Origin of the sequence: Chitinophaga sp. YIM B06452 (assembly GCF_039655965.1) — a bacterium.
Lineage (GTDB): Bacteria > Bacteroidota > Bacteroidia > Chitinophagales > Chitinophagaceae > Chitinophaga.
Map to the genome: position 1 here is coordinate 792877 of NZ_JAWLKY010000002.1, position 19177 is coordinate 812053.

16 protein-coding genes are annotated in these 19177 nt (G+C 52.9%); 6 read left to right on the forward strand and 10 right to left on the reverse strand.

From position 1 onward, the window contains the following. The first annotated feature begins 358 nt into the window (after positions 1-358). The 4 genes from R3I13_RS12985 (at position 359) to R3I13_RS13000 (ending at position 6130) form a co-directional block, all read left to right on the forward strand. A complete protein-coding gene (locus R3I13_RS12985; protein ID WP_346318386.1) occupies positions 359-1135 on the forward strand; it encodes an alpha/beta hydrolase in 777 nt (258 codons plus the stop codon). Between the two features lie 191 nt (positions 1136-1326). Continuing rightward, positions 1327-4521 carry a sigma 54-interacting transcriptional regulator gene (locus tag R3I13_RS12990; RefSeq protein ID WP_346318387.1) on the forward strand — a complete coding sequence of 1065 codons (3195 nt, stop codon included), beginning with the start codon at positions 1327-1329 and terminating at the stop codon, positions 4519-4521. Between the two features lie 244 nt (positions 4522-4765). After that, positions 4766-5521 carry an SDR family oxidoreductase gene (locus R3I13_RS12995; RefSeq protein ID WP_346318388.1) on the forward strand — a complete coding sequence of 252 codons (756 nt, stop codon included), beginning with the start codon at positions 4766-4768 and terminating at the stop codon, positions 5519-5521. 252 nt (positions 5522-5773) lie between these two features. Beyond that, positions 5774-6130: a YciI family protein gene (locus tag R3I13_RS13000; RefSeq protein WP_346318389.1), complete on the forward strand. Its 357-nt coding sequence runs from the start codon at positions 5774-5776 to the stop codon at positions 6128-6130. A gap of 70 nt (positions 6131-6200) precedes the next feature. On the opposite strand, the gene R3I13_RS13005 is transcribed toward R3I13_RS13000, so the two are convergent. The 8 genes from R3I13_RS13005 to R3I13_RS13040 all read right to left on the reverse strand — a co-directional run bounded on the left by R3I13_RS13005 (position 6201) and on the right by R3I13_RS13040 (position 14533). Then, positions 6201-6980: a succinate dehydrogenase cytochrome b subunit gene (locus R3I13_RS13005; protein WP_346318390.1), complete on the reverse strand. Its 780-nt coding sequence runs from the start codon at positions 6978-6980 to the stop codon at positions 6201-6203. A gap of 194 nt (positions 6981-7174) precedes the next feature. Next, positions 7175-8416: a sigma-70 family RNA polymerase sigma factor gene (locus R3I13_RS13010; RefSeq protein WP_346318391.1), complete on the reverse strand. Its 1242-nt coding sequence runs from the start codon at positions 8414-8416 to the stop codon at positions 7175-7177. 15 nt (positions 8417-8431) lie between these two features. Continuing rightward, complete coding sequence (locus tag R3I13_RS13015) at positions 8432-8773, reverse strand: YciI family protein (protein ID WP_346318392.1); 342 nt, start codon at positions 8771-8773, stop codon at positions 8432-8434. 31 nt (positions 8774-8804) lie between these two features. Then, entirely contained in the window at positions 8805-9263 is a 459-nt protein-coding gene (locus R3I13_RS13020; RefSeq protein WP_346318393.1) for a carboxymuconolactone decarboxylase family protein, read from the reverse strand. 89 nt (positions 9264-9352) lie between these two features. Then, complete coding sequence (locus tag R3I13_RS13025; RefSeq protein WP_346318394.1) at positions 9353-10360, reverse strand: bestrophin family ion channel; 1008 nt, start codon at positions 10358-10360, stop codon at positions 9353-9355. Between the two features lie 26 nt (positions 10361-10386). Continuing rightward, a complete protein-coding gene (locus tag R3I13_RS13030) occupies positions 10387-10563 on the reverse strand; it encodes a hypothetical protein (RefSeq protein ID WP_346318395.1) in 177 nt (58 codons plus the stop codon). Positions 10564-10770: 207 nt separating this feature from the next. Further along, positions 10771-13650 carry a PVC-type heme-binding CxxCH protein gene (locus R3I13_RS13035; RefSeq protein ID WP_346318396.1) on the reverse strand — a complete coding sequence of 960 codons (2880 nt, stop codon included), beginning with the start codon at positions 13648-13650 and terminating at the stop codon, positions 10771-10773. A 28-nt stretch (positions 13651-13678) separates the two neighbouring features. Beyond that, positions 13679-14533, reverse strand: coding sequence for a phytanoyl-CoA dioxygenase family protein (locus R3I13_RS13040; protein WP_346318397.1), 855 nt, complete (start codon positions 14531-14533; stop codon positions 13679-13681). A gap of 146 nt (positions 14534-14679) precedes the next feature. On the opposite strand from R3I13_RS13040, the gene R3I13_RS13045 reads away from it, so the two are divergent. Further along, entirely contained in the window at positions 14680-15525 is an 846-nt protein-coding gene (locus R3I13_RS13045; protein WP_346318398.1) for an AraC family transcriptional regulator, read from the forward strand. Between the two features lie 12 nt (positions 15526-15537). Beyond that, a complete protein-coding gene (locus R3I13_RS13050) occupies positions 15538-16026 on the forward strand; it encodes a DUF1572 domain-containing protein (protein ID WP_346318399.1) in 489 nt (162 codons plus the stop codon). A gap of 230 nt (positions 16027-16256) precedes the next feature. Here R3I13_RS13050 and R3I13_RS13055 read toward each other — a convergent pair whose 3' ends face one another. Together R3I13_RS13055 and R3I13_RS13060 are read right to left on the reverse strand one after the other, a co-directional pair. Continuing rightward, positions 16257-18407 (reverse strand): hypothetical protein, encoded by a 2151-nt coding sequence (locus tag R3I13_RS13055; RefSeq protein WP_346318400.1) that lies wholly within the window; start codon positions 18405-18407, stop codon positions 16257-16259. Further along, positions 18404-19165, reverse strand: a complete 762-nt coding sequence (locus R3I13_RS13060) for a DUF3823 domain-containing protein (protein ID WP_346318401.1) — start codon at positions 19163-19165, stop codon at positions 18404-18406. The genes R3I13_RS13055 and R3I13_RS13060 overlap by 4 nt, the downstream gene beginning before the upstream one ends. Between the last annotated feature and the right edge of the window lie 12 nt (positions 19166-19177).

A 19177-nucleotide genomic window follows, 5' to 3' on the forward strand; every position in this document is an offset into this window, starting at 1 on the left:
CAAAAATTTTGCTCCAAAGATAACGCCCGGGGGCAAAGCGGGGGATAGGGAAAAATTTATCCCTATGAGGAATGGCAGGACAGGTCTGGTCAAAAATCATAAAAGAGGCTTCCACATGGGAAGCCTCTTTTTCATTCCCTCCCCCACTCCGATATACAGTTGATCTTTTCGCTAATTCACGAAATACAGCCAGGAAACGAAGGCGCATTTTCCATGCCCGGTTGATTATCAAAATCTTACCAGCTGGCCCATCGCTTGCAACCCTAAGATATCGCCGGCTATAAAAGACAGCACTGCTAAGCACTACAGCCTCCGGGCCGGCCTTTATTCCAAATTCTACACTTTTAAAAACAAAAAAATGTCTACCCTCAAACACATCGTTGCTGCAACGGTCTTAACAGCAGCTACCGCCGTACCAGGCACTGCCGGCGCGCAAACCGCATCCGTTCCGAAAGGCGTAAAGAACATCGTGCTCGTACATGGCGCTTTTGCTGACGGCTCCAGTTGGGCTAAGATCATCCCTGCCCTGCACGCCAAAGGGCTGAATGTGATCGCTGTGCAAAACCCGCTCACTTCACTGGAAGAAGACGTAGCGGCCACCAAAAGGGCCATTGCTTTAATGGATGGTCCCGTTCTGCTCGTAGGGCACTCCTATGGCGGGATGGTGATCACCGAAGCAGGCAACGACCCTAAGGTGGCCGGCCTGGTCTATGTTTGCGCCCTGGTTCCGAACGACGGCCAATCCGTAACGGACGTCACAAAAGCATTCCCGCCGGCGCCCGGCAGCGGGGAGTTCAGGCAGGATGCGTCCGGCTTCCTGAGCCTCTCGCCCAAAGGCATTCATGAGTATTTTGCGCAGGACCTCCCGGCGGAAGACAGGCAGGTGCTGGTTGCCACGCAAACGCCCTGGGCAGCGAAAGCCACCGTCACCAAAATATCCACGGCGGCATGGAAAACCAGGCCTTCCTGGTTCATCATTGGTACAGACGACCAGATGGTGCCACTTGCGCTTGCAAGGGCCGAAGCCCAGATGATCAACGCAAAAAAGACTGAGCTGAACTCAAGCCATATACCCATGGTTTCCATGCCGGGTAAAGTAACTGATATCATTCTCGGGGCGGCCAATGAATTGTAATAGCCGGATAAGGAAGATGGAGCATTAAAACCGGGTTACCTGCCCGGTTTTTTTATTGTCCCTAACAAATTGATTTTCAAATTTTCTTAAAAAATGAGATAAATTATTGGTAATTTTTTGTCCAGTTACGGCTCTTTGATTGTTATATACTGGCATGGCATACCAAACATTCACAATCTGTCCGTTTTAGCATGAGAAAAACAGTAAACACCACCCCCAAAACCGCCGTCCATGGCCTGGGGGACCGTATCGCATCATTGGAAACCGAACGCCGCATTCTCCTCGAACTGGGCAATGAGCTCACGAAAGTGCGGGCGAAAACCGACCTGATCACCATCTTTTCTTACAAGATCAGGGAGATGTTCCCCTTTTCGCACGCCATCGTTACGCTTATCAACGACGATGGCCAAAGCTACACCCCTTTCCTGCTGGACCCCGCTTCCTCTCCCATTCAGCACCATGAGCTTTATCCAACGCTGGTAACCGCCCGCTTCCCGCTGCATGAACCTTTTATTCAAAAGGTGCTGGCCAATGGAGAGCCTACCGCTTTCAGGATGGAAGACGTAATGGACCTTCCCGGGAGCCCGGTTTTCCTGAAAGTAAATTACCAGGCAGGCATCCGGGTGATCTTAATGACGCCGCTAAAGGACAAGGACCAGGTGATCGGCTTCCTGCATACTTATACGAAAGACGAAGCCGGGTTCACGGAGGAATTTATCCGCATCATTGCCGGCATCGCCCCGCAGGTTTCCAGCGCGGTGGCCAATATCCGGAAAAATGAAGCGATCGGACATGCTGAATCCGTCAACGAAGTGCTGCTGTCGCTGAGCCATGAAATGGTAAAGGTGCGCAGCCGGCAAGACCTCCTGAAGATCATCAGTTCCCGCCTGAAAGAGATCATTCCCTTCTCGAACGCCATGATCACCGTGATGGACGAAAAGGAAGAATATTACAAAGCTTATCTCATCGATGCGGAGGCAAGGCTGAAGGAACTGACAGATTCCGGCAATGCGCTTTTCATGGCTACCCCCGCGGATGACGGCATTTACGACATCGCCTCGCTGTACTACAAGCCACTGGTGTTTGATATGCAGACCTTCGGCCTGGAAACCGCGCCTCTTTGGTTCAAACTGCATCATGAAGCCGGCGCGCGGGAAATGATCGTGAAAATACTGGGCGGCAACGGCCCGTCCAAATACAGCCTGATGCTGTTCTCCCACCAAACAGGCACTTTCGGCGCAGCCGCCGCCAACATCGTGAACCGCATTTCCGGCCAGCTCTTTGCCGCCATCAGCAACATTGCCGCCAACGAGGAAATACTGGAACGGGAAAATGAAAAATCCTTCCTGCTGGACTTCAGCAGCGATATCGCCGCCGTTAGAAGCAAGGCCGACCTGTCGGAAGCCATCCGCAGGAGCCTTAAAAAGCTGCATTCGCTCGACGGCTATGCGATCCGCAAGATCAACGAAGACCAGGCGACCTCCACCACTTACATTTATGATGAAAGCATTGCAAATAATGACGACGAACTCGTGCAGGAAATGATCACCGCCAGGCTGCCTGTCAACGACGGGTTGCAGAACAGGGTGCTGAACAGCGAGATACCGCTGTTTTTCAGTGTGAATGCCGAGATCGCCAAAGGCAATACCGCCCGTTACCTGGAGCTCTGGAAAAAGATCGGGTTCACCACCGTGGTGGGCACGCCCCTGCGCACCGGCGATGTAACCCTCGGCATCCTGTGGCTGGGCCTTGAAGACATCAACATGCCGCTGCTGCAGGGCATCTGCGCGCAGGTATCCATCGCCATGTCCAATATCATCGCCAATGAAGAAATATTGCGCCGTGAACGGGAACAGGCTTTCCTCCTGGAGTTCAGCCACGACATTGCCGCCCTGCGGTCTAAAGACGACCTGCAGCGGGCGATTTCGAACGTTTTGCAGAATGTGTTGAACATCAAACTGGTGATGATCCGCACTATCGAAGACGATGGCGTTACGCTCACTCCCTACATGTACGACGAGAGCATTTGGGGAAAAGAGAGAGAGCTGTTCCTGGCACTGGCCGCAAGGAATATCGGCATTCACGAAGAGCTGAACGCGCGGGTGCTTCAAAACGACGGGCCGGTTATCTTCAACGTCGCGGAAGAAGTGGCGCGGGGCGGCGACAGCCCGGTGGTGCGGTTTTGGGAGCATGTAGGGATGAAGACCGCTTTCGGGGCGCCGCTGCGCGTGGGAACCACCGATATCGGCACACTCTGGCTGCTCACAGATGAGCTCAACCTGACTGTCACTATCCTGAAAGGCATCTGCGCGCATATCTCCATTGCCATTTCGAATATACGCGCCAACGAAAAGATACTGGCCTACAAACAAAAACTGGAAAATGAAAACGACTACCTGCGGGAGCAGATCAAAACGATCTATAATTTTTCAGAGATCGTAGGCAGCGGCACGCAGATGCAGAAGGTATACCGTTTGATGACGCATGTCGCGGAATCGGCCTCCACCGTGCTGCTGCTGGGCGAAACAGGCACCGGCAAGGAACTGATCGCGCGTGCTATTCATAACGCATCTCCCCGCAAAAACAAGCTGATGGTGAAAGTGAATTGCGCCGCTTTACCCACCCACCTGATAGAAAGCGAATTGTTCGGCCACGAAAAAGGCGCCTTCACCGGCGCCATAGACCGGCGGATCGGGAAGTTTGAACTGGCCAACAACAGCACCCTTTTCCTGGACGAGATCGGCGAAATGCCGCCGGAGCTGCAGGTAAAATTACTGCGCGTGCTGCAGGAACGGGAACTGGAGCGGATCGGCGGGAAAAACACCATCAAGGTGGACGTGCGGATCATTGCCGCTACCAACCGCAACCTGGAAGCGGAAGTAAAGGCAGGACGCTTCCGCTCCGACCTCTATTACCGGCTGAATGTATTCCCCATTCACCTGCCGCCGTTGCGCGAACGCCTGGAAGACATAGAGCCGCTGGCCAATTCCTTTATCAGCAAATTCAGCAAGAACATTGGTAAAAAGATAACCGGTATATCCGCCAAAGTGCTGAAGCAATTAAAGAGCTACGACTGGCCCGGCAACGTGCGGGAACTGGAGCACCAGATCGAAAGAGGCATCCTGCTGAGTGAAGGGGATATTCTCAAAGAAGTGCATCTTCCGGGGCGGCAGCCGGAAGAAAACGGCGACGGCCAGGCACAACTGCCTTCCGCGAGAACGCTGGAGCAGATCGAGCGGACCTATATCATTGAAGTGCTGAAACGCTGCGGCGGCAAGATCTCCGGCGCCGGGGGAGCCGCGGAGATACTGGAGCTTCCGGGCACTACGCTGCATTCCAAGATGAGAAAACTAAAGATCGCGAAAGCGGATTACTTTATAAGATAGACGCGGAATAAACGTACGAAAGGCCGGAACACATATCGTTCCGGCCTTTTTTATTCCCCCTGACAACCCGCTGTATTTCGTGAAACCCGGTGTAATTCTCTTAATACCGTGAAAGAAAAATAAGAGAAAACAACCCAAAACATTGACTGGCAAACCATTGCAGCAATGGCATCTCTCTTGCAAAGTAATACCGGACAACAAGAACGGTTCAAAAATCATTCAAACATCGTTAAATATTCAAACCATGAAAATCGTAGTAATCGGCGGGAGCGGCCTTATCGGCTCCAAAACAGTAGCCAGGCTGCGGCAGCTTGGGCACGAGGTGAACGCAGCTTCACCGGCATCCGGTGTGAACACCATTACCGGCGAAGGCCTGGACGAAGCGCTTGCGGGTGCGGACGTGGTGATAGACGTGGCCAATTCTCCTTCTTTCGAAGACAAGGCCGTGATGGAATTTTTCCAGACCTCCGGCCGCAACCTGCTGGCGGCGGAAGCAAAGGCCGGCGTTAAACACCACATTGCCCTGTCTGTCGTAGGCACCGAAAGGCTGCAGGAAAGCGGTTATTTCCGGGCGAAACAGGCGCAGGAAGACCTGATCAAAAGCGCGGGTATTCCTTATTCCATTGTTCACTCCACGCAATTCTTCGAGTTCCTCGGCGGCATTGCAGCTTCGGCGGCCAAAGGCGAAGCCATTCATTTATCGCCGGCGCCTGTGCAGCCCATTGCGTCAGATGATGTAGCGGCGGCCGTTACAGATGTTGCGCTTGGCAAGCCCGTCAACGGGACGGTAGAAATTGCAGGGCCCGACAAAGTTAGCCTCTCTTCGCTGGTGGCGCGTTATTTACAGGAAATGAATGATCCGCGTACAGTAGTTTCCGATGCGAACGCGCGATACTTCGGCGCTGCGCTCAATGATCAGTCGCTCGTTCCCGGCGCCAATCCCCGGCTCGGCAAGATCAATTTCGAAACATGGTTCGCCAGCCAGCCCGTAAAAGCCTGATGCTATTTTCATGATACTTCCGGGCCTGCCCGGTTCCGTTTGTAACGAAGATGACGGGTGTCAGCTCGTTGCGGCTGTTGTAACTGGCATGCGCTTTCCACCCGTTCGCGCATGATTCTCCCCAAACGCCGGCGCGGCAAATGCTCCGCGACATCCGGTCAGCAACGCAACGACACGCCGGCGCCCGGCAAGCCTGGAAGTTTTTAGCTACACATCAACTCTCTTCAAAATATTTATTCTAAAAAAAGCAACATGCAGGAATTCCTCTTAGTGATCCACCGGGATCTGACCAGTGCCAACCCGACTCCCACACCCGAACAGATGAAAGAAGCCCTTAAGCCTTACCAGGACTGGATAGCGGGCATCGCCGCGCAAGACAGGCTGGTAGCGCCTCCCAAACGATGGGATGTAGATGGCAGGGTGATTAAACACGAGAAAAAGAAAGACCAGGTGCTCAGTGGCCCTTATGCAGAAGGTAAAGAATCTATCGGCGGGCTTTTCCTGATCAGGGCAAAGGATTATGACGATGCGGTGGAGATAGCGAAAGGCTGTCCTATCATCCGGTACGGCGCCATCGTGGAGGTGCGCATGGCAGTGCCCATAGCATGATCACGGTACCGAACAGCAACAGGAAAGCCTTTGCGGTATCGCAAAGGCTTTCCTGTTTTGAGTATTTCCGCTACAAAAGACTTTTGATGTAAAACACAACAGGCATGGATGCAAATGCCAGCGGGATGATCACCGCGAAGATCCATATGCCTGTAAATTTTATGATGGGCGTATACTTCCGGCTGGCGAGCCCCGCCGTCTGGAAAGCGCTCTGAAAGCCGTGATAGAGGTGGTACGCCACCGCTGCCATGGCCACCAGGTACAGCATAACATACCAAAGCAGGCTGAAGCTATGCGACACGATAGCATACAGGTCTTTCACCCGCACCACTTCCGTGTTCTGTTCCATGGTTACGGCATACTCAAAATCCGGGGAAGCTGGCACATATACCGCAGATGTGAGTTCCCCCGTCAGCAGGTCTTTCCGGTATTCCCGGTACGTTCCTTCCGTGAACTTGTACCGCCCCCAGAAATTGGTCATATGGATCACCAGGAACAGGAAAATGATACTGCCCAGCAATCCCATGTTCAGCGATGCCCAGCTGGAGCCCGCTTTAGGCGCCACCGCGTATTTCACCGGCCGCGCCCGCCGGTTCTTTATGGTGAGTACCAGCGCGTAAACGGCATGCACAAGGATGGAAATATACAGCACATAACCGATGATCTCCACCGGCAGAAAATGCGTCATGAAATGCGCATAGATATTAAAACTGTAACCCTCGTCGCCGGCAAACAGGGTAAGATTGCCGCCCAGGTGCACGATCAGGAAAAGGCAAAGGAACAGGCCCGTCATAGACATGATCAGCTTCCTGCCCAGCGAGGAACGGAAATATTGTTTGAAACTTAGCATGGAAAAAAAGTTAAAGTCTAAAAAGTACGTCATTGCGAGAAGCAGCAGAGCCAAAGTGCGGGGGGCGACGAAGCAATCTCCTGCATTAAATTGATACGCCCCGTGTTTGGAGATTGCTTCGTCGCGTCTCCTGCCGCAGAGCATGCCTTATCGCTCCTCGCAATGACGATCTTTTCCCGCAATAACGTGAACGATCAATTATCCAGCCGGCGCCTGATCTGCCTGATGTTCTTTTCCATTAAAGCAATATCGGCGGGGGTAGTGGCGTGCTTCAATGCTGTTTCATAATGCTGCATCGCTTTCCGGTCGTCTATATCGGTGTAAAGGTTGCCCAGCAAAGAGTAATAAAAATGATTGTCCGTCAGGCCCAGCTTTTCCGCTTCTATGATGGCCTCCCGTTTGCCTTTGGCTTTGGCAAGGGCGAAAGTCCGGTTCAGGGCGGCAATTGGCGAATATTCCAATATCAGCAGCTGGTTATACAGGTCCAGGATGTTGTTCCATTTTTCGCTGGAATCTTCTTTATGCGTGTGCCAGTACGCGATCGCTGCTTCCAGGTGGTATCTTGTCAATACCGGTCCTGCAGCCTGGAAGAGATAATACTCGCCCCGCTCGATCAGTTCAGCGTTCCAGCGCGTTTCATCCTGTTCCTGGTACAATATCATTTCTCCTGTATCATTTATTCTCGCGTCGAAGCGGGAGGAATGGAAACACATCAAAGCCATCAGCGCATTCACCGCGGGCTGGTTGGTGTGCGGCTGCTCTATCAGCAGGTAGGCGAGCCGCATGGCTTCCACGCACAGCTCTTTCCGCAATACGGTATTATGGGAAACGGAGTAATAGCCCTCGGAAAAAAGAAGGTACAGGGTCTTCAGCACCGCTTCCAGCCGGTCGTCTATTTCCGGGACGGATGGTTGCCTTATCTCCATGCCTGCTTCTTTCAGCTTCTCTTTTGCGCGGCTGAGCCGTTTATAAATGACGGTGGTAGTGGTGAGATACGCATCCGCTATCTCCTGCGCGCCGAACCCGCAGAGCAGGTTCAGTGCAAGGGCCACCTGCGATTCGGCGGGGATGGAAGGGTGACATACCGCGAAGATCATCGCCAGCTGGCTGTCCGTAATATTGCGTGCGGAAAGGTCTATTTCTATTTCTTCTCCTTCCGGCGTGTTGCGCCGCAGGTCCGCCAGCAGTTTTTGTTGAAAGAGGTTATCTCTCTTCAGCCAGTTCTTCGTTTTATTTTTCGCGACGGTATAGAGCCAGGCTGCCGGGTTCTCCGGCACGCCCTTCGCGCTCCACGATTCTGTGGCAGCCAGGAAAGTATCGCTCACAATATCTTCCGCCAGTTCTATATGTTCCATGCCGAAAAGCGAACTCAGCACCGAAACCATTTTCCGGTACTCTGTTCTGAATAAATGCGGTAACAATTCCTTCCTTTCCATACAGCAAAAAATGCGTTACACCACGGCCATGCGCACTTCCACGGTTCCGCCCAGCTCAAGGATCGGCGCGCCTTTCGCTATCTCCACTGCCTCGTCGTAGCTGCCGGCTTTGATCACGATAAACCCGCCGATCGATTCCTTGATCTCGGCATATGGCCCGTCTGTCACGCTCTTGTCCTGCTTCAGCACCTTCCCGACGGATTCCCAGGGCTGCGGCGGCCTGGCAAACAGGTCGCGGGCCCTGAGATCGTCAAACCATTCCCGCCACCGGCTCAAATGCGCCTGCAATTGCTCCGGCGACGGTTGAATCTCCTTCGTTTTGTAATCTCTCCGGAATACTAATAAGAACTCATTCATATTTCATGGTTTTTTTAAGTGCTTTCGTGCATCAGCCAAACTGCCCTACCCTGTAGGTGCCTACGGCAGCCTGGTTGTGGAACGCGATGTTGAAGCGGTTCCAGGTGTTGATGGTTGAAACAACCAGCGTCAGGTCTACCAGCTCCTCGTCGGTGAACTGTGTTTTTACCCGCGCATAGGTCTCATCCGGGATATGACAGGCGGTCACTGCTTCGGCCCATGCCAGCGCAGCCCTTTCCCTGTCAGTAAAGAACGGTGTTTCGCGCCATGCGCTGATGGCAAACAAACGCTGCTCGGTTTCGCCATGGGCGCGGGCGTCTTTCGAGTGCATATCCAGGCAGTAAGCGCAGCCGTTGATCTGCGATACGCGGAAGTCTACCAGTTCCTGCAGTTTCTCTTCGATCAAAGACTTCTTAAGATACGCGCCGGTGTGAAAGAGCGTTTTAAGGGCATTCATCCCTTTTTCCTGAAAGTTAATCCTTTGTTCCATTTTAATTGGGTTTGTTTGTACTAATGACAACCGGGCTTTTCTTAATTGGACAAATTCCCGGATATTTTTTTTGCCCCCGTACGCAGGCGTTAAACAACAATGTCGTTCTGCGGTTTCAGCGGCACCGGCAATGCTGTTTCCCCCAATATCTCCCGGAGGTCTATCTCGATCTCGCGGCAGATCTGTGAAATGGGCACGTCGTTGGCGCTTCCTTCAAAAGGATTCTCGGTGCTTTCACCCACCTGTTCCAGGGAAGTGTACATCCAGGAGATGATCACGCTGAAGGGGATCACCAGCCAGATCATATTCCCCTTCATCAGGCCGCCAGCCAGGCTGTTGAGCTTGTCTACCTCCTGCAGCATGCCAAAAGGAAGCAGCAGGCGGAAGATGCGCACAAAAATGGTATTGATAATGGAGTACTGCCGCGGGTACGGCGTTTCTTTGAACGACTGGCACTGGCCCTGCTGGCTGAAAAGATTATTAAGCGCCCGCTGTATCTCCACAAACTGCGACGGCATAGCCGCCTGCCCTTCGTACGCAGTCCGCATGGTCTGGCTTTGCAGGGCAAGCAGCTGCGACGCTTTGTCGCGGGTACCGGAAATATACGCCAACTCTTTTTCCGGGATGTATTTCAGCATCTCGTCTTTAAAGGCTGTTACCCGCTCGGGAATTTCGTAGTAACGCTGGTATTCGGCATTATGGCTTCTGTCTGCCCCTTCCCATACGCGCTCTTCCCGCAGCTGGTAACGCAGTGCCGTTAACCATGCAAAGTGGCGGTACACCAGCGTTCGGACAAGTTCCGGATCCTGGAAATAATCGCGGCACATGATGGCCCATGCTTTGCTGGTATTGGCGATGTTCGTCCAGATAGCCTGTGCATCGCGGGTGCGGCTGTAGGTCTGCGTATTTTTAAAACCGACAATGAAAGCGGTAGCCGTGCCCAGGATAGACACCACCGTCCAGGGTACGACCAGCCACCTGAGTCCCAAAACATGGTACAGTATTACCGGCACTGTGCCCAGGATCACGAGTATGTATATTTTTCTTCTCGTCCAGAAGAGGAAATCGGAGAGTTTATATGATCTTCCAATGTGCATATGTTCGCTGATTCGCCGGGCGGTTATTAATAGATCTCATCTTCTTCGATGTCGTCTGTCCTGATCTGGTCGTCCAGGAATTCGCTGCCCTGGGTAATGTCTTTCTCATGAACGGGGTGCAGGGCGGTTTCTTCGGCATTTACGGGCGGATGGGAAGTTTCACCCCGGAAAAAGCTGCGCAGGATCTCGGCAATGGGTATCATGGCTTTCGGTTTTAAATAGTGAATGCAACACTATTGTTGCGGAGAACGATTTGCAACCTATGTGCCATGGGGTTAACCAACTAGTTATCAATAAATTAAAAGAAGACAATACAATGCTGTTTCACGAAATATCGCGGGTAGACGGATTTTACGCGGTATATAGTGAGGGGTTTCGCAGGTTAAAGGCGGGTGTTTTTAATGCATGTATCAACCATGACTCCTTAAAAATCCCACCACATCGGTTATTTCCTTCTCCGTAAGATTATTGCTCACTGGGTCGGGCATCAGGCTTTTATCCTGCTTTTTCCGTGAAGTGATCTTCTTTTTATCTACCACGTGCTTTTGCCCGCCAATGTCTTTGATCACGATCGATCGTTGGTTTTCGGAAAGCAGGAAGCCGAAAAGGGTTGCGCCGTCGCTGGTATTGACCAGCCACGATTCATAACCGAATACAATGCCCGCGCTGGGATTCACGATCGCGTCCAGCAGGGCGGCATTGTCAAATTTCTTTCCTATGCCGGTCAGGTCAGGACCTATATTATTGCCCTGGCCGCCCAGCTTGTGGCAGCTGCCGCAGCGGCTGGTAAATACCGTTTTGCCGTTGGCCACGTCTGCCTTCAATTGCAGCATGTCCGGTATGGAGTACGATTTGCCGGAGCCCGGTTGTTTAAAGTATTTGCCGGCCTGCATCCGGATGGTCGCGTTGGGATTGATAAATATTTTTTCTTCGATAAAAGGGAACAGGTCGCCTGGCAAGGTCTTTTCTTCCGCCATCCCGATGAGCAGCTGGCCGCCCACGGAATCTACCGCCATTTCCTGCACACGCCATTTTCTTTCGTCGAGGGACTGGTGCTCGTCTGTGATGATCTGTTTTTTCACTTTCATTTCCGCCAGCTTGCGCTCATAGGCAGTATTCAGGTCGAGGGTGTTCCAGTCCAGCAGGTTGAACCAGTCGTTGCCCTGCCGGAAAGCCAGCCAGTAAGACGCCGCCTCTGCCACATCGGGCTGCTTTGTTTTTGCCAGCGCGGCCATGGCCTCTGCGGCCGGTTTCGTGTTCACGAAAGCCAGCGCGGTTAAAGCCGCCTGCCTGTCGCGCGCGGACAGTTGCCGATCGCCGGCTCTTTCAGCTAAAGCTGTTACGGCCTCGGGAGGATGCAAACGCCATGCAAGCGCCGCCATCGGGCGGTTCCATTGCGGGGCAGCCTTTCCTTCACCGAATATTTTCACCACCTCAGGGTAGATGTCTGTTTCGTGGCCCTGCAGGCTGGCGCCCAGGGCTTCCAGGTACCAGCGGTCTTCACCATCGAATTGTTTGATCAGTTCCACCATCACAGGCTTCTTCCTTTCATACGGCTCATCACGGAGAGAAAGCGCCACTTCCCTCCTCACAAACGGCGAGGCATCGCTCATCATTTTCTGCGCATAAGGCAATATATCGCTGCCGCTTTGACGGAGCGCGCGGTAAGCTACAGCCCTCAGCTGCACATCCGGGTTTTTCAAAACCTCTTCCACTACAGCTTTGCCTTTCTCTCCCAGCTGCGCCAGCAGCCAAACGGCCCTGGCCCTGATGTAGGGATTATCGTCTTCCAGCAACGCCTGCACCGGTCGTACGGAAGCTTCGCCTTTTTCCCGGAGCCGCACAAAACCCTGGTAACGCACATTAATGGCAGGACTTTTCAAAGCTGCCACCTGCCCTTCCGTAGTGTTGATATCAATTTTCGGCGCAGCCAGTTTTTTATTTTTGGGCACGATGCGGTAAATCCTTCCATAACCCACACTGTCCTGCATCTGGTGGCCGCCCACCACGGGGTCGTACCAATCCGCAATATAGATCGCGCCATCGGTGCCGATGGTCACATCACTCGGCCGGAACCAGCTTTCCTTTTTCCTGTTCACCGCGGTATCGTTCCAAACGTAAGGCGCATCGGCATCCTGCACGGAGCTGATAAAATTCTCTCTTTTTCCCAGGTCATAGCCAGACTGCCGCACAGCGGGATGATAACCGAAGATCACGTTCCTCCCTGCATCGGCACTCAGCAAAAGCCCCAGGTACCCGCGTCCCAGCGCATCACTTTCATTTATAACAACGCCGGTGGGCGCTCCCGCACCCGAACGGTCGCCTGCGGGCATTACGCCCGGATCGTCCTGGTGCCAGTGCGCGGTGAACACATCCTGGCCGGGGCGCTGGTCCGCCTGCCAGAAACGGGTACCGTCGGTGCTGAAATAACCGGCATTGCCGCCTTCCATCAGCCAGCTGGTCCTGCAGGCCACCACCTGGTCGTCGTTATCGTTCTGCCAAAGGTTGCCGTAAGAATCAGGGATCACTTCGTAAGAATTCCTGAAGTTATGCCCCAATACTTTTAAACCGGTTCCATCGGGGTTTACCCGCAAAGCAAGACCGCCAACCCAAACCTTACCATCGTCACTTTTCATATTGCCGCTGTTCTCATTATTGTAAGGCGAGCCGCCGGTATAAATGCTGCCGGACCGCAGGGTCCATCCGCTCTTGTCTTTCACGATATGCGGCCCCGCATTGCCGGTGTTGAAATACCAGTTGCCATCGGGCCCCGCATAAGCGGCATGCAGGGAGTGATCGTGATCATAACCGCCGAAGCCGCCCAGGAAGATCTCCTTTCTGTCCGGCTGGTCGTCCCCGTTTTCATCTGTGTACACAATCATATTGGGAGAGCAGGACACTATTACTTTATTCCCGATCACAGCAATGCCCACCGGCGCGATCAGGTCCCTGTCCTGCACAAAAACTTTAGAAGTATCCGCCGCGCCATCGCCATCCGTATCTTCCAGGATCATCACGCGGTCGCCCTTGGCGTGATGCAGGTGCTTTGCGGAATCGTTGTTGAAATTGCGGTAATCCACCGCTTCGGTGATCCATATCCTGCCCCTGATGTCAACGTCCATATTGGTGGGGTTGTAGAACAGCGGGGATTCCGCCCACAGGGTGACTTCCAGGTCACCGGGAAGGTAGAGGTCCAGGCTTTTCGTTATTTCTTGTTTCTTATTCGATGGTTCACTGCAGGCAAGGGCAGTAAGCAGGAGCGCAAACGGTATGCAATACCCAATTTTCATGACGTGGTTCGTTATAGTTAGGTTGTTGTTATTTCACATCTACTTCTTTTTCCCAGCCGGTATCTTTCAGCGCCGGGTCATTCTCTTTTTTCAGGAAGTCCGCTTCAGACAAAGACGCAGCCTTCCATTGCAGAATGGCTTCATCCGGCACTACCTGCACCGGTTCTTTCCAGGAGGTGGACGTTTCGTTATAGGCAAGGTTGGATTGTGAGCTGTAACAGGAAATGACTGACCAGCGCGGATGATCGGAAAGGTTGGCTTCGGAGCGGTGCAGGATGTTGCTGTGGAAGAAAAGCGCGTCGCCGGGCGCCAATTCCACGTACACCAGTTCCATCGTTTTCAGCGCATTGTTCACCATCACCATGTCCGCGCCCACCTGTTCGCCGGCAAAGCCATGGTTCACCCGGCCGAGCTTATGCGACCCTTTGATCACCTGCAGGCAGCCGTTCTCTTTATTGGCGGCCGTTAATGCAACCATTACAGACACCAGCTGGTCCGGGAACATGAACTGGTTCTTGTACCAGTAGCCGTAATCCTGGTGCCATTCCCAGGCGCCGCCTACCCTGGGCTCTTTTTGCATGAGCTTGGAATGAAAATGGCAAACGGGCGCGTCGCTGTCCAGCAGCTGGCCTACCCTGCCCACCAGTTTTTGGCTGCGGGTCAGGTAGCCGAACACATCGTTGCCGGGTGTAAACCAAAGGGACAGTTTTGTTTTCTTACCCGCCTGGTCATTCAGGTCCAGCGCGTTTTTGCGCATGGCGTCGTCTTCCAGGGCGGTTTTATATAACAGGTCTGTTTCGGGATGCGAAACAAGTCCTTTTACGATGATGTACCCGTCGCGATGGTACTGCGCTTGTTGTTCAGGGGAGAATAACGCTTCCATATCAACAGTTTTGGCCGTACTCAAAATTGGGGATTAAAGCAGTTTGCGTTTACAACTATTTGACCTAAAAAAACAACTTTTTTGACCTTTTTTCCCCGGATGCTGCGATTTTTTGTATTTTAACTTTATCACCCAAGCGCGTCGCCATGAAGTCCCTCATTCAAAAACTGCCGCTTTCAGAACAGTCTTCTTTCGTAGCGGACCGTTACATCACGCCTTATTTTGAAACGCCATGGCATTATCACCCGGAATACGAACTGGTGCTGATCATCCATGGAAAAGGCAGGCGTTTTGTGGGCGACCACGTATCTGACTACCACGAAGGCGAATTGGATTTCCTGGGACCGAGCCTGCCGCACTGGTACCGGAAAGATGATGGGGAAAAACGGGGCGGCACATTGGTCATTCACTTCAAAGAAGAATTTTTAGGGAAAGACTTTTTACAGATCCCCGAAATGCAAAAGATCCTGCTGCTGTTCGAAAAATCGAAAATGGGCCTGCACTTCGGCGAAAGAACGGCAGCCAGCGTTGCCGTAAAAATGGAAGCGCTGCTTTCCTGCACCGGCATCGAGCGGCTGATGTGCCTGCTGTCCATCCTGAAAGAATTATCCGAATCCACTGACTACTCCATGCTTTCAAGCCCGGAAGTGATCGGGAGGAGCCGCCGGGAAAACGACCGCCTGCAAAAGATATTCGATTATGTACTGGCCAATTTCAAGCAGGAGATACAATTGCAGGAAATTGCGCGCATCGCGATGATGAGCCCTTCCAGCTTCAGCAGGTATTTTAAGAACCGGACCAAGAAAAATTTCTCGCACTTCGTGAACCAGATAAGGGTAAGCCATGCCTGCCGGCAATTGATGAAAGGCAATTTCAGCATCGGTTATGTCTGCCAGGAAAGCGGCTTCAACAACATGACCAACTTCAACAAACAATTCAGGAAAGTGGTAAAGCTGTCGCCCTCTCAATTCAGGCGCAAGCACCGCGTATAAAATATCCGCCAGATGAAAAATAATCCAGCTGCACAATTGGCCCACCGTTTCCGGGAGATCTTTTTAAAAGGAGATTGGGTGGCAGGCACGAATTACAAAGCCCAGCTAACCGGCCTGCGGTGGGAACAGGCCACGCAAAAGACCGGCACTCTCAATACGATCGCCGCCCTTACTTTTCACGTTAACTATTACATCGCCGGCGTATTAAAAGTGCTGCAAGGCGGCCCGCTGGACATCAGCGACAAATTCAGCTACGATCTTCTACCCATCACATCACAGGAAGAATGGGAAGCACTGCTGGATAAGGTATGGAGCGATGCCGAAGCATTCGCCAATGCCGTGGGGCTGTTGACGGAAGACAAGCTGGAAGAAGATTTCACCGATAAAAAATATGGCACCTACCACCGCAATATCGATGCGATGATCGAGCATTGTTATTATCATTTGGGGCAGATCGTGTTGTTGAAGAAAATGGTTAGCAGTGCTCAGCCTGTTTCTTAAAATATTTATATCTAACACCCGTCATTGTGCGAAAAACTCGTCATTGCGAGGAGCAGCAAGGGATTCAGTGCAACAAAAAACGCGACGAAGCAATCTCCTCAATGTATTGGAGTATGTCAAATTCAATGAAAGAGATTGCTTCGTCGCTACCCCCGCTCTGGCCCGGCTGCTCCTCGCAATGACGAACTTTCCCGGTCACTGGCAGCCTGTAGCTGCCGTTGCATTATTGGTTATTTCCACTTCACCTCCACCTTCACCCCATCCGGGCTATTGTCAAACTGAAGCAAAAGCGTTTTAGAACTTTCATCCCAGGAAGAGGATGATTCCACTTTCTCCCCGCCCGCGCCGGTCAGCACCGTTCCTTCCGGCTCAGCCGGCAATAAAATACGCATGACATTGATCGTTTTGGCAGGACTTTTGGCCACGAAGCTGTATGATTTTCCTTTTCTTTCCTCATCATATACACGCGCCGCGGCCGCCAGTACCTGCGGCTTGTCCGGCGCTTTCACACGCGTAACATTCAGCAGCAGCGCCTGTGTGCCCGGCGCCACGGATTTGCTGGAAAGCACGGGCAGCTTAGGGTCAAACAGGTCGATCACCGGGCCCTTTACAGTAAATGGTTCGCGGCTGGCATTTTCGTCCATCACAGCCACCACGTCGTACATGCCGCGCGATACGTGGAGTGTATTGCTGAAAGGGAGTTTGCCGGCTTTGGCGCTTTCTTCAAAAGCCTTTTTCACCAGCGCCACGAAGGCAGTTTCCCCGCCCGCGTTCATCACAAATTCTTTGGGATGCCGGCGCACGATGTACACCGTTCCCTTCCCTACGCGCGATTCCGGTTGGCCGGCTTTGACCCCCAGCAGGCGGAACAGATGCTCTGATGGCGCTTTGAAGGAATTGCCCTTCGTATTCCACCATTCCTGCACCGTCTGGTACGGATCATCGTCGCGGCCGCAATAAATAAGCACGCCGCCTTTCTTTACCCAGGCCGCCAGGTGCTCATGCACTTCGGCAGACATGGGTTTCATATTGGAATAACTCATCACCAGCACCTTGATATCTTTCAGGGTAGCCGCAAACGGCAGGTTCTCCATATGCACCGTTTCCACGGGTATGCCCAGCTTCAGCAAAGGCAGCGTTTGCCCGTAGAAGTTGGAGAACTGCGGGTCCTCGAATCCCTGGTGCGTCGGGAAACGCTGGAACATCATGGAGTTTCCCATCAGCACGCCGATGCCATGCACGCCAGACACGCGGTTCTCCGATACCGGCATGCTGTTCAGCGCATTCACCATGATCTGCATTTGCGTGGAATAATATTTCGGGATCAGGATGCTGGAATCGCTGTTCGGCAATTTATATGGCCGCGTATAGATCCGCTCCGGCCAGGGCATTACTTCGTAATCCGCCACCATGGGGTATAGCAGCTTGGCCGTGAAGGTCGCTTCGTAGTTGCGCTTGTAGTCGCCCCAATCGCGCGGCCAGTCTTCTATCGGGTCCGTAAGCAGGAAGATCTTCCGGCCCGTGGGCGCCGTCATGGAGATCATGGAACCGTATTCCAGGAAAGCATTCTCGAACACCCGCTCTTTCCGCAAGCCGTTGTAAAATGTAGGTTCGCGCGAAGTGCCGGTCCATACCTGCGCGATATAACCGTCGATGCTGGGAAGCGAAGCCAGGCTTGCCTCCGGGCTCACGATCCGCCACGAGGAATAATTCACCAGCGAATGCGTGGGGATGTACACTTTCACATCCATCCCCTTTTGTTTGCCATACGACTTGGCGTATTCAGATACTTCCTTAATGGCATTGTAATAAAGATGATACTTCAGCTTGCTGGACAGGTAAGTGTTCTCAGGCGAAGTGTGCTGCGGCTGCCAGGGAAATCCATAGTAGCGCTGCCATTCCTGCTTGAACACTTCGCTGTAACCCGCTCTTGCCCAGAATTCAGGCTCTTCCAGGTGGATGTGGCTGATGCCGGCGTCGATCACTTTTTTGACGATGCCTTCCTTCATATAACGGATGAAAGTGCTTTCCGGCACCACGTACGGCACATTCCGGCCATGCCAGATGGTATCGCCGTCCTGCTCCACCTGCCCGATGCCGAAATGGTTCTTCCCATCCCATTTACCGGTAAAATAATCCTCGTAAGAACCCCAGGCGATGCCGGTCATAAAATGCGTCTGGTATCCCCGCTCCCGCCACGACCGCACGCGTTCCTCAAAGGTCATACCGCGGCGGTCGTTGGCGCCATATACGATCGCGATGTCCGAACGGACGTCTATCTCCGGGGTCCACGCACTGCTGGTCTGAAAGGCCGTTTTCTGCTGCGCAGCGGCAGCAGTCACGTAAAGGCTGCAAACAATTATGAAGGTTTTTCTCATCATGGTGTGCTGATAGATTTGATGTCGGTGTAGTTATAATACTTCAAACCATAATCCACACGCGCACCCACCCGCAGGTAATATGTACGGGAAGGCGGCAGCTTGTCTTTCGTGGTAAGCGTCACCGTCTGCCCCAGCAGGTCGTTGCCGGATGTGCCGTCGTAGTTGACCTGCACGGAATATTTGTTGTCGTAGTTGTTATTGCCTGCGTAGGTATTTGGACTAACGAACAGGAACACGTCCGTTACATTCTGGTGGAATGCGGTGTTGGCGGTACCACGGGTGAAACGCACCTGCACGCTCACGGTCTGGTCTGCGCTGTTGTACACCGGTTCGCCCACCCACGCCACGTTCAGGAAAGGCTCTACTTCAAAATCCACGTTGGTGGTGCCCGCCACGTCCATGGTCTTCCGGTTGTCTACCGTAATGTTGCCGGAGCCGTCGTATTGCACGAGCGGCACAAAGGGGCCTTCCACGGAAATGCGGTAATTGCCTTTGAAGATCTTCGTGTTGCGGAAAGTACCGTCCTGCATGGTGAAGAAATAATATGGCGTGGGTGTGGCGCTCCAGCTCAGCTCTTCCAGCACCAGGCGCATGCCCCTGTCGCCGGCTTCAGACTGCACATTGTTCTTGGAGCCCGCGTCTTTCACGTTACCGGCAAGCGTTTCGGCCGGTTCGGGATAGTCGTCGAATTCCTTGTTGCAGGCGCAGGTGAGCGTGATCAATATGCAGAGCGCGATATGGCAGATTTTCTTTTTCATAAATGAATTTTT